This is a genomic window from Actinoplanes sp. NPDC049668, from assembly GCF_044465445.1.
GTDB lineage: Bacteria > Actinomycetota > Actinomycetes > Mycobacteriales > Micromonosporaceae > Actinoplanes.
Window position 1 is genome coordinate 617939 of the sequence record NZ_JBITLR010000002.1, and the last position, 12546, is coordinate 630484.

At 73.5% G+C, this 12546-nt stretch carries 6 protein-coding genes; 5 read left to right on the forward strand and 1 reads right to left on the reverse strand.

Features of this window, described 5'->3' with window-relative positions:
- Nucleotides 1–26: 26 nt before the first annotated feature.
- The 4 genes from ACIBSW_RS09795 to ACIBSW_RS09810 all read left to right on the forward strand — a co-directional run bounded on the left by ACIBSW_RS09795 (nt 27) and on the right by ACIBSW_RS09810 (nt 9775).
- Nucleotides 27–5546: an AAA family ATPase gene (locus ACIBSW_RS09795; RefSeq protein WP_354728965.1), complete on the forward strand. Its 5520-nt coding sequence runs from the start codon at nt 27–29 to the stop codon at nt 5544–5546.
- Nucleotides 5547–5620: 74 nt separating this feature from the next.
- Entirely contained in the window at nt 5621–6025 is a 405-nt protein-coding gene (locus ACIBSW_RS09800) for a Fur family transcriptional regulator (protein WP_354728967.1), read from the forward strand.
- 35 nt (nt 6026–6060) lie between these two features.
- The gene (gene katG, locus ACIBSW_RS09805) at nt 6061–8349 is read left to right on the forward strand and encodes a catalase/peroxidase HPI (RefSeq protein ID WP_404799289.1); all 2289 of its coding nucleotides are present in this window, start codon (nt 6061–6063) and stop codon (nt 8347–8349) included.
- A gap of 211 nt (nt 8350–8560) precedes the next feature.
- Entirely contained in the window at nt 8561–9775 is a 1215-nt protein-coding gene (locus ACIBSW_RS09810; protein WP_354727455.1) for an oxygenase MpaB family protein, read from the forward strand.
- A 1-nt stretch (nt 9776) separates the two neighbouring features.
- On the opposite strand, the gene ACIBSW_RS09815 is transcribed toward ACIBSW_RS09810, so the two are convergent.
- Nucleotides 9777–10937 carry a TetR/AcrR family transcriptional regulator gene (locus ACIBSW_RS09815; RefSeq protein ID WP_354727453.1) on the reverse strand — a complete coding sequence of 387 codons (1161 nt, stop codon included), beginning with the start codon at nt 10935–10937 and terminating at the stop codon, nt 9777–9779.
- 211 nt (nt 10938–11148) lie between these two features.
- Here ACIBSW_RS09815 and ACIBSW_RS09820 point away from each other — a divergent pair, with 211 nt between their 5' ends.
- Nucleotides 11149–12384 carry an ROK family protein gene (locus ACIBSW_RS09820; RefSeq protein WP_354727451.1) on the forward strand — a complete coding sequence of 412 codons (1236 nt, stop codon included), beginning with the start codon at nt 11149–11151 and terminating at the stop codon, nt 12382–12384.
- Nucleotides 12385–12546 lie beyond the last annotated feature (162 nt).

Here is a 12546-nt window from a genome sequence, read left to right on the forward strand (position 1 = left end):
TTCGCAAAAGTGGCAAGATCCCGAACATGGGCGAGGATGAGGAGGTCCTTTACCACAACGATCGGACATACGTATCCCGCCAGCGCGCACCGGACGGCTCCGGAAGCGTGGTGTGCAAGCGCGCCATCGGCCCCGGCGCGGCGCGGCGGCTCGAGCACGAACGGGCGGTCCTGCGGCGGCTCGCCGGCGTACCCGGGGTGCCGCGGCTCGCGGACCGCCAGGCCCGGCAGGCGCTGACCCTGCGCGACGACGGCGGCCGGTCGCCGTCCGGCACCGGGCTGCCGTCGGCCCGGCTGATCGAGGTCGCCACGGAGCTGGCGAACACGGTGGCCGCCGTGCACCGGGCCGGGATCGTGCACCGGGACATCACGCCCGCCAACCTGATCCTGACCGGCGCGGGCCCGCCGGTCCTGATCGACTTCGACCTGGCGCTGACCGGCCCGGAGACCGACGCCGACCTCGCGGACGCGGACGAACCCGTGGGCACGCTGGGCTACCTGGCGCCGGAGCAGACCGGCCGGATCCGGCTACCGGTCGACCGCCGTTCCGACCTCTACGGCCTGGGCGCCACCCTGTACGCGCTGGCGACCGGGGTCGCGCCGTTCGCCGGCGACGACCCGCTGGAGCTGATCCGCGACACCCTGGTCCGGGTGCCCACCTTCCCGGCCGGCCAGAACGCCCGGCTGCCGCGCCGCTTCGGCGAGATCGTCATGCGGCTGCTGGAGAAGGACCCGGACCGGCGGTACCAGAGCGCCGAGGGCCTGGCGTACGACCTGGCCCGGCTGGACGCCGAACCCGCCGGGACGTGGCGGCTGGGCGTACGGGACTTTCCGGCCTTCCTGTCCGCGGGGTCCCGGCTGGTCGGCCGGGAGCCGGAGGCGCGCGGCCTGGCCGGCGCGCTCGACCGGGCGCAGACCGGAGGCTGTCCCGCCGTGCTCGTCACCGGCCCGCCGGGCATCGGCAAGACCGCGCTGATCCAGACCCTGCGACCCGTGGTCACCGCCCGCGGCGGGCTGTTCGTCACGGGAAAGTACGACCAGTTCGGCACCGTGACCGGCCGGCGCGCGATCACCCGCGGGCTGCGCGGGCTGATCCGGCTGCTGCTCGCCGAGCCCGAGCCGGAGGTGGCCGGACACCGGCAGCGGCTCGGCGCGGCCCTCGGCCCCAGCGCGCCGGTGATCGCCGCCGTGGTGCCGGAGATGGCGGTGCTGCTCGGCGTCGCGCCGGAGCCCGGGACCATCAACGCGGCGACCGGGCCGGGACGGATCAGCGCCGCGATCGTCGCCCTGCTCCGGGCCGTCGCCGCGCACCGTCCGGTGGTCTTCGTCCTCGACGACCTGCAGTGGGCGAACGGACCCTCGCTGCGGGTGCTGGACGCCATCCTGGATGCCGGGCCGATACCGGGGCTGCTCGTGCTCTGCACCTACCGGGACCGGGAGATCGACGCGGGCCATCCGCTGTCGCCGCTGCTCGCCCGCTGGGAGCGCGACGGGGCGGTCGAACCGCCGCTGCGGCTGACCGGCCTCGCCGGAGAGGGGCTGGCCGAGCTGATCGGCGCGATCCTGCGGATGGCGCCCCAGGCGGTGTCCGGCCTGGCCGGCCTGATCAGCGAGGGCAGCGCCGGCAACCCGTACGAGACGGTCGAGCTGCTCAACGCGCTGCGGGCCGACGGCCTGCTGGCGCTGGCCGAGGACGGCTGGAGCTGGGACCCGGACGCGGTACGCGCGTTCGTGGCCCGCCAGCGCGTGCCGCAGCTGCTCGCGGCCCGGCTGGACCAGCAGCCGGAGCGGACCCGGCTGCTGCTGGCCACGCTGGCCTGCCTCGGCCCCGACGTGCGCCCGGCGCTGCTGGCCATCGGCGCCGGACTGCGCGAGCCGGAGCTGGGCCGGCACCTCGCGCCCGCGATCACCGACGGCCTGATCACCACCGACCGGGCCGGGCCGACGGCCGGCGCGATCCGGTTCCGGCACGACCTCGTCCAGCGGGCCGCCCGGCAGGGCCTGGACGCGCCCGGGCGGGACCGGCTCCGGCTGGCGATGGCCCGTCGGCTCGCCGGTCACCGGCAGAGCCGGCTGGAGGCGGCCGACCAGTACGTCGCCGTCGCCGGCCTGATCGAGACGCCGCGGGAGCGCCGCGTCGCGGCGGCCCTGCTGCGCGCCGCCGGGCGCAGCTCCGCCGAGCTGACCAACTACCTGATGGCCGAGGAGTTCCTCGCCGTCGCCGGGAAGCTGCTGGAGGGCGACGGCAGCGCCGCGGACCGCGACGCGGTCGCCGCCGACCGGCACGCGGTGCTGCACTGCCTCGGCCGCCTCGACGAGGCCGACGAGGTCTACCGGGCACTGGCCGCCCGGTACCCCGAGCCGATCACCCTGGCGACCGCGACCTGCACCCAGATCAACAGCCTCGCGCAGCGGGCCCGGCTGCGCGAGAGCGCCGACCTGGGGCTGGAGGTGCTGCGGCGGTTCGGGGTCACCGTTCCCACCGACCTGGCGACCGACGTCGAGCGGGCCACCGCGGAGCTGTACCGGTGGGCCGGCGCGCTGCGCCCGCCCGGCGGCGACACCCCCGAGACGGACGACCCGCGGATCGTGGTCACCGGCCGCCTGATCAACCGGCTGCTCGGGCCCGCCTACCTGCTCGACCCGCTGCTGTACTCGTGGCTGGTGCTGCAGGCGCACCGGCTCTGGGCCCGCCACGGCGTGTGCGCGCCCCTGGTCGGCACGCTGGGCGCCGCGCCGGCCGTGACGATCGAACAGCGCGACGACTACCGCACCGGATACCGGCTGACCCGGTACGTCATCGCCGTCGGTGAGGACCGCGGCTACCGGGCCGAGACGGCGCTGGCCCGGTACATGTACGTCGCCCTGGCCGCGCACTGGTTCGAGCCGCTGGAGGACGTCGCCGAGCTCGCGCACCAGGCCCGGGACGAGCTGGTGGCCGCGGGCGACATCCAGGTCGCCTGCATGACCTCCGCGCGGCTGGTGTCCGTCCTGCTGGACAGCGCCGAGTCGCTGGACGCGTGCGCGGACGAGCTGCCGCCGGCCCTGGCGTTCGCCGCGCGGACCGGCAATCCGTACGCGGCGCTCACCATCACCGGCTACCAGCGACTGCTCGCCGTCCTGCGCGGGGAGACGTCCGCGCCGGGCGAGTTCGCAGGGCCGGACTTCGACGAGGCCGGCTACCTGGCCGACGTGGCGGGCAGCCGGCTGGCGGCGGTGGCGTACCACGTCAGCCGCGGCATCGCCGCGGCGATCTTCGGCGACGCCGAGGCGCTCGACGCGCACTCCGCGGTCGCGATGGCGGAGCGGCCGGCCATCCGGGGGCTCTACCTGACCGCGCTCGCCCGGGTGCTGCGCTGTCTGAGCCTGGCCCGGCGGCTGCGCGCCGCGGGCGACGGCGCCGGGCCGGCCGAGCTGGCCGAGCTGGACGAGGCGCGTCAGTGGCTCGCCCGGCGGGCCGCCGACGCGCCGGGCAACTTCCGGCACCTGCTGCGCCTGGTCGACGCGGAGCGGGCCTGGGCGCTGGGCGAGGTCGCCGACGCGACCCGCAACTTCGACGCCGGCCTGCACGAGGTGACCGGGCGCCCCTGGCACCGGGCCCTGCTCGCCGAGCGGGCCGGGCGGTTCCAGCTCGAACAGGGGCTCCCGCACTCCGGCCGGGGCCTGCTCGCCGAGGCGCGCGACGCGTACCGCGACTGGGGCGCGGACGGCAAGGTCGCCCAGCTGGAGGCCGAGCACGCGTTCCTGCGGGCGTCGGCGTCCGCCGGGCGCGGGCGCGCGAGTGAGGCCGACGCCCGCCGGATCGACCTCATGGCGATCCTGCGCGCCTCCCAGGCGCTCAGCTCGCAGACCACCCTGGCGGGCCTGCGGGACCAGGTCGGCGACCTGCTGTGCGCGATGACCGGGGCGACCGACGTGCACCTCGTGCTGCGCCGCCCGGAGACGACGCACTGGTACGTCTCCGCGCTGGCCGGCACCGGGACGCGGGACCAGGAGGCCGCGGCGCCGATCGTCGACCCCGAGGCCGCCGCCCCGGCCGACGCGGACACGGTCACCGAGGACGAGCGCCGCATGCCGCTGTCGGCAGTGCGGTACGTGCTGCGCACCCGCGAACCGCTGCTGGTCGCGGACGCGACCCGCGACGACCGCTTCGCCCGCGATCCGTACCTCGCCGGCCTGGCGGCCTGCGCGCTGCTGGTGGTACCGATCCTGAGCCGGAGCACCGCGCGGGCCGTGCTGGTGTGTGAGAACCGCGGGCAGGGCGGGGTCTTCTCCACCGACCGCCTGGAGACGGTGCGGCTGCTCGCCGGGCAGCTCTCCGTCTCGCTGGACAACACGCTGCTCTACGACTCCCTGGAGAGCACGGTGCGCGCGCGCACCGCCGACCTGGCGGCGACCAACCAGCGCCTGGCCGACAGCGAGCGCCGCCTGCGCTCACACTTCGAGCACGCCGCCGTCGGGCAGGTCATCCACGGCACCGACGACCGGATCCTGGACGCGAACAAGGCCTTCGCCGCGATGACCGGGGTGCCGCCGCGGGAGCTGGCCGGCACCAAGCTCACCGACCGGTTCGACCCGGCCGACCGGGCGGCGCACCGCCGCGAGCTCGGCGCGGTCATCGCCGGCCGGCAGAAGCTCATCGCCGCCGAGCTGGTGCTGCTGCGCGCCGACGGCCGGCGCCTCGACGTGCACGTCACCGTCTCGGCCGTCCGGGCGGCGGACGGCCAGCCGGAACACCTGGTCAGCATCTTCCAGGACATCAGCGCGCGGCGGACGGCCGAGATCGCGCGGGACGCCGCCACCCTCGAGCTGGCCGAGCGCAACAGCGAGCTGGAGAACGCCAACCAGCTCAAGGCCGACCTGATCGGGATGCTCGGGCACGAGATCAGCAACCCGCTGGCGATCATCCTCGGCTACGTCGACCTGGCCCTGGACGACCAGACGGCGCCGGCCCCGGTACGCGACCTCATCACCAAGATCGGCCACAGCACGTCCCGGCTCGCCACCATCGTCCAGGAGGTCCTCGCGCTGGTCAGCATCGACGCGGGCCGGCTGACCGCGACGCCCCAGCCGGTGTGCGTCGCCGAGCACATCCGCTCGGCGCTGGCCGTCACGGCCGTCGCCGGCGTGCGGCTCGACTGCCCGCCGGGGCTGGAGGCCGCGGTGCAGCCGGGGCACCTCGACCACATCCTCACCAACCTGATCAGCAACGCGGACAAGTACGGCGGCGGCGCGACCGCGATCATCGCGACCCGCGCCGGGCGTACCGTCACCATCGAGGTCCGCGACGAGGGCGCCGGGGTGCCCGCCGAGTTCCGGGAGCGCCTCTTCGACCGGTTCGCCCGGGCGGACTCCACGGCCGGCACGGTGACCGGCACCGGGCTCGGCCTGTACATCGTCCGCGAGCTGGCCGGCGCCAACGGCGGCGACATCCGGTACCGCCCGGCGGTGCCGCACGGGTCGGTCTTCGTGCTCACCCTCCCGGCGGCCGGCGCCGATCCGTCCCCGCGGGCCGCGCCCGACCGGGCGCCGGCGACCGCGTCGTGATCACGATGACGGCCACGGAGTGTCACCCGCGCCTAATCTTGACTGATTCCAGAATAGCGAGCAGACTTCCGGGCGTGGACTTCCAGCAACTGCTGCGTGGGGCCGCGTTGCGGGTGACCCGGCCTCGGGTCGCGGTGCTGAGCGCGGTGCACACGCACCCGCACGCCGACACCGACTCGATCATCGGGGCGGTCCGGCGGGACCTGCCCGAGGTCTCCCACCAGGCCGTCTACAACACGCTGCACGCGCTGACCGCCGCGAGGCTGGTCCGGCGCATCCAGCCGGCCGGCTCCGTCGCCCGGTACGAGGCCCGGGTCGGCGACAACCACCACCACATCGTGTGCCGCTCCTGCGGCCTCATCGCCGACGTCGACTGCGCCGTCGGCGAGGCGCCCTGTCTCGAGGCTTCCGACGACAGCGGCTTCTCGATCGACGAGGCGGAGGTCGTCTTCTGGGGCCAGTGCCCCGCCTGCTCCTGAAACAGCTTGTGATTCACCCAGTCACGGAGGAAACCATGTCCGACAACCACGACGCCATCGTCCACGACCCGGAGGCGGGCGCCACGTCCGTGCCGTCCCAGGACCACGAGCCGATCATCCACGACGAGGAGGCGGGCGCCGAGTCCCGCTGCCCGGTCGCGCACGGCCGCGCCGCGCACCCGACCGAGGGCGGCGGAAACCGCGCCTGGTGGCCGAACCAGCTGAACCTGAAGATCCTCGCCAAGAACCCGGCGGTGGCCAACCCGCTCGGCGGCGAGTTCGACTACGCCGCGGCGTTCAAGACCCTCGACCTGCCGGCCGTGAAGCGGGACGTCGCCGAGGTGCTGACGGCCTCGCAGGACTGGTGGCCGGCCGACTACGGCCACTACGGCCCGTTCATGATCCGGATGGCGTGGCACAGCGCGGGCACCTACCGCGTCAGCGACGGCCGTGGCGGCGGCGGCGCCGGCCAGCAGCGCTTCGCGCCGCTGAACAGCTGGCCGGACAACGCGAACCTGGACAAGGCCCGCCGCCTGCTCTGGCCGGTCAAGAAGAAGTACGGCCAGAACCTCTCCTGGGCCGACCTCATGATCCTCGCCGGCAACGTGGCCCTGGAGTCGATGGGCTTCAAGACCTTCGGCTTCGCCGGCGGCCGCCCCGACGTCTGGGAGCCGGACCAGGACGTCTACTGGGGTCCCGAGACCACCTGGCTGGGCGACGAGCGCTACTCCGGCGACCGGGACCTCGAGAACCCGCTCGCCGCGGTGCAGATGGGCCTCATCTACGTCAACCCGGAGGGTCCGAACGGCAACCCGGACCCGCTCGCCTCGGCCCGCGACATCCGCGAGACGTTCGGCCGGATGGCCATGAACGACGAGGAGACGGTCGCGCTCATCGCCGGCGGCCACACGTTCGGCAAGACGCACGGCGCCGGCCCGGCCGACAACGTCGGCCTCGAGCCCGAGGCCGCCTCGCTCGAGGAGCAGGGCCTGGGCTGGCGCAACGCGTTCGGCACCGGCAAGGGCGGCGACACGATCACCAGCGGCCTCGAGGGCGCCTGGACGAACACCCCCGCCACCTGGGACAACAGCTTCTTCGACATCCTCTTCGGGTACGAGTGGGAGCTGACCAAGAGCCCGGCCGGCGCGAACCAGTGGAAGCCGAAGGGCGGCGCCGGTGCCGGCACCGTCCCCGACGCGCACGACGCGGCCAAGACCCACGCGCCGACGATGCTCACGACGGACCTCGCGCTGCGCCTGGACCCCGTCTACGGCCCGATCTCGAAGCGCTTCCACGAGAACCCGGCCGAGTTCGCGGACGCCTTCGCCCGCGCCTGGTTCAAGCTGACCCACCGCGACATGGGCCCGATCGACCGCTACCTCGGACCCGAGGTGCCGGCCGAGCGGCTGATCTGGCAGGACCCGGTGCCGGCCGTCGACCACGAGCTGGTCGACGCCGCGGACGTGGCCGGCCTCAAGGGCCAGGTCCTCGCCTCGGGCCTGTCGGTCGCCCAGCTGGTCTCCACCGCGTGGGCCTCGGCCTCGACGTTCCGCGGCAGCGACAAGCGCGGCGGCGCCAACGGCGCGCGCCTGCGCCTCGAGCCGCAGAGCGGGTGGGAGGTCAACGACCCCTCCGAGCTGGCCGGCGTCCTGCGCACCCTGGAGGGCATCCGGGAGTCGTTCAACGCCGCGCAGACCGGCGGGAAGCGGATCTCGCTCGCCGACCTGATCGTGCTCGCCGGCTCCGCGGCCGTCGAGCAGGCCGCCCGCAACGCCGGCCACACGGTCGACGTGCCGTTCACCCCGGGCCGTACCGACGCGACGCCGGAGCAGACCGACGTCGAGTCCTTCGCCGTGCTCGAGCCGGTCGCGGACGGGTTCCGCAACTACCTCGGCAAGGGCAACCGGCTGCCGGCCGAGTTCCTCCTGGTCGACAGGGCGAACCTGCTCACCCTGAGCGCGCCCGAGATGACCGTGCTGGTCGGCGGTCTGCGCGTCCTCGGCGCGAACTACCAGCAGTCGCCGGTCGGCGTCCTCACCGACAACCCCGGGTCGCTGACCAACGACTTCTTCGTCAACCTGCTCGACCTGGGCACGGTGTGGAAGCCGACGTCGGAGGACGCGACCAGCTTCGAGGCCCGCGACCTCGCCACCGGCGAGGTCCGGTGGACCGGCAGCCGGGTCGACCTGCTGTTCGGCTCCAACTCGGAGCTGCGCGCCCTGGCCGAGGTCTACGCCAGCGACGACGCCCGCGAGAAGTTCGTCGCCGACTTCGTCGCGGCCTGGGTCAAGACGATGAACCTGGACCGCTTCGACCTCAACTGATCCACCGATCCACCGACCCCCGGCCGGCCCGACGCATTCGTCGGGCCGGCCGGGGGCGTTTCGGCGCCTGCAGGCGACCCCTTGTGCATAGTGGAGTACCTCGATATGTTAACAGGAAATCACATCTTGCGTTCCTTTGAAACCTGCCCCTGTGACCGCCACGAGCTGGTGTTCAAGGTGACGTCAGGCCGAACGGGAAGTAGGCAAGCTAATGCAGAATCTCAGCAGAAGGCACGTCCTGACCCTCGGGGCCGCGCTGGGCCTGGTCGGCGTGGCGGACCCGGCCAGGGCGTGGGCGTGGTCGTCCGCGGACTCGATCGCCGCGGCCGACACGGTCACCGACCCGTGGGGCGTCTGGGATGACGCCACCGACCCGCTCGTCGCCTCACTCCTGGAGAACGGTCAGATCCCGGCCGTCAACACCGCGTTCGAGTCATGGATCAACAACGGCGACCCGGTTCCCGGCGGCCTGCCCGCGGACCTCTCCGCCTACCTCCAGCGGGTCAACGGCCTGCCGTCGTGGGCCGACCAGGCCAAGCTGAACCGCGGCGCCCGGTTCAACAACCGCATGAGCATGTACCTGTTCCTGTTGTACGGCCTGGGCAGCGGGATCATGAGCACGGTGATCCCGCGGGAGGCACGCAACGTCTACTACTCCGAGGGCGGCGCCGACATGCAGTCGCGGGCGGCCAAGACCTTCACGTACGGCTACGACCTGAGCGCGGCCGACGCCTTCCAGCCCTCGGGCCACTTCGTGGTCACCTCCAACAAGACCCGTCTGACTCACGCCGCGGTGCGCCACCTGCTGCCGCAGTCACCGGCGTGGCGGGCGGTCACGGACGACCAGGACTTCCTGCCGATCAGCAACGGCGACATCCTGGTCACCTTCCACAGCCTCGGCACCTACGTGCACGGCAAGCTGAGCTCCTGGGGCATCCGGATGTCGTCCGCGGAACAGGACGCCTATCTGCACATGTGGCAGGTCGCACTGCACCTGCTGGGCGTGCGGGACGACTTCATCCCGGCGAGCTGGGCCGCCGCGAAGCGGCAGTCGTCCTATGTGTTGACGCCTATCCTCGCCCCGACGCCGGAGGGCAGGAATCTGGCCGACATCCTGTTCGGCCTCACCGGCCAGATCGACCTGGGCGTCACCCGGGGATTCCTGCACGAATTCGCGCGCTACGTGCTCAGCGACACGATCGGTGACTGGCTACGACTTCCGCGCGACCTCGTGGCGCGCGGCCTGATCGAGGTCGGCTGGCCGGCGTACGTCGCGTTTCGCGAGGGGCTGTCGCCGGTCATGCCGAACGGGTTCTCCATGTTCGACCGGCTCGTACGCGGCCTGGCGATGCTCTTCCTCAACAACGGCACCTCGGCGACCTACACTCCCATCACCATCCCGACGGGAAACCGGCCCGGCGCCTGACTCAGCGGGTCAGGGCGCCGATGACCAGGGCGGTGACGGCGTCCCGATGGCCGGGGGCGTTCTGCCATCGCAGCGCGCGTCCGGCCTCGACCACCACGCCGAACCCCGCGTGCACCAGCAGGCGCGCCTGGTGCGGGTCCAACTCGGGACGGACCATTCTCAACTGCTGCTCCCAGACGGCGATGTGCTCACGCTGTGCAAGGATCAGGGGCCGCCTCAGGTCGGCCGGCAGGCCGCGGATCTCGGCCTCGGCGACGCTGTTGAGCGCGTTGTGCTCGAAGCTGTAGGCCACGTACGCCGCGGCCAGCGCGACCACGGCCTCGCGCGGGTCGGCCGCCTGATGGACGCTCCGCTCCACCGCCTGGGCCAGCAGCCCCGCGGCCTGCAGACACGCGGCCACCAGGATATCGACCTTGCCGGGATAGTGGCGGTAGATCCCGGACGGGGTGAGCCCCACCGCCTGCGCGATCTGCCCGTTGGTGACGGTAGCGAACCCGTCCCGGGCGAACAGCGGGATGGCCGCCGCCAGGATCTCGGCACGTCGGGTACGCGGCACGGGCTGTACGGGCAGTTCGACCAGGCGCGCACTGCCGGCGGCCGACGTCGGATCGGTCGCGGCCACCCGCATGGCGGATGCCAGCAGGAGGTCCTCGATCCGGCGTTGGGCGACCGAGCTGTGATGCATCGTGATCGACCCGATCGCGCCGAGGGCGGCCACGGCACGCAGGCGCTCCTCGGGCAGCGGATGCTCGTGCCGGACGATCTCGGACACCCGCCCCACCACGTGTGCGAACTTGCCTGCAAGCAGCCGGCGGTCCGCGCGCTCGAGGTAGCGGGCCTCCCACCGGTACAGGCCACCCGACGCGCGGTGGGCGACCGTCACCCGGGTGAGCGCGGCGAGCACGTCCTTCAGAGCCGCCTCGGGCGACTCGTCGAGCGCCGCGACGAGCCGGTCCACCATGACGTCGGCGCACTCGGCGAACAAGGCGTACTTGTTGGGAAAGTGCCGGTACAGCGCCGCGGCACTGATGCCGACGCCGGCGGCGATCTCCTCCATGGACGACGCGTGGTAGCCGCGCTCGCTGAACACCTGGCCGGCCGCCTCGACGATGAGCTGCTTGCGGTTGCTCGGTCGAGTGGCCGCGGTCGGCCCGGCGGTCACCGGACCACTCGAACTGACGCGGGCGGACACAGTGCCATACGGGCAAGTCAATCACAGCGCGGCGCCGGCGGACCGAAGACCGAACCGGCGCTGACCGAAGCCGCGCCGGCTGTCAGTGTTACCGACCGTAAAACGTCCAGTAACGTGTGGCGACAGCGGCGTGGCCAGGGCGTTACGCTCGACAGATGATCCACTCTCGCGCCGGTGGCTCGTGAGTGGGCCGATCGGCGAACGGCCGACGACCCGGCGCGGTGACCTGCCGCTGATCGAGTCGCGCCGGTCGCGCGACTCGGCCGGTGCGGTGCTGCGCGCGGTGCTCGATCACGGGCCGATCGCCCGCAGTTCGGTAGCCCGGGTGACCCGCCTGTCCGCGGCGTCGGTGACCGGCGTCGCCTCCTCCCTGCTGGCGCGCGGGCTGATCCGTGAGGTGCCGGAAGCGGCCGGGCCGCCCGGGATCGGCCGCCCGCACGTGCCGCTGGACATCCAGGTACAGGGCGCCGCCGTGGTCGGGGTGCACATCGCGGTCCCACGGATCACGGTGTCGCTCCTGGACCTGCGGGGGCGGATCATCGCGCAGATCCAGGAGCCGCACGGCCGCACCGACCCGGCGAGCGTCATCGCCGCGGTCGCCGCCCGGATCGCCACGCTCCGCCGCCGGCACTCGCGCCGCCGGATTCTGGGGCTGGGCCTGGCGACCGGCGGCTGGGTCGACTCCTCGAACGGGACGATCATCGAGCATCCGCCGCTGGGCTGGCGGGACGTGCGGATCGGCGCGGCGCTGGCGAAGGCGACCGGCCTGCCGGTGCGCGCCGACAACAACTCCCGGGCACTGCTGCGCGCCGAGCTGCTGTTCGGTGAGGTGGCCGGCCGGGCCCGGGAGAGCGCCGTGCACCTGTTCGTCGGCAACGTCGTCGACGTGGCGTTCGCGACCGGCGGCGCCGTCCACCACGGACCGCGGTCGGCGTCGGGAGCGGTGGCGCATCTGCCCGTCGAGGGCTGCCGGGAGGCCTGCTCGTGCGGCCGGGTCGGCTGCCTGCAGGCGGCCGTCTCGGAGCGGGTGCTGGTCCGGCGGGCGCTGGCCGGCGGGCTGATCGACCAGCCGGTCATCTCCGCCCTGGTGCGGGCGGCGGCCGGCGGCAGCGCCGGCGCGCTGGAGCTGCTGCGGAACCGGGCCCAGCTGGTGGGCCGGGCCGCGGCGCTGCTGCTGGACCTGTTCGACCCGGAGGTGCTGGTGGTCGCCGAGGCCGGCGCCAACCAGCTGCCGGAGTGTCTGGCGACGCTGCGGGCCGAGGTGGCGGGCTGGTCGTCCGCCGCGGCCGACGTGGGCCGGGTGGTGCGCCCGTCGAGCTTCCCGGGCACCGTGCTGGCGGTGGCCGGCGGGGCCGTCGCCCTGGACCAGGTGTATGCGTCGCCACTGGACCTCGGGGTGCGACTGCGCGCGTCCTGAGCAGCCGGGACTTAATTCAGTTCGGCGCATTGTTGCCCTCTAATCCTAGCTGCATAGTATGAATTCCACGGTGACCGCACCGGACGGCTCCACCCACCTCTGACCTCAGGCCCGCCGTGTCCGGGCCCGATCGGCCCTGCCCCTCTCGATTCCGGTTGGGAG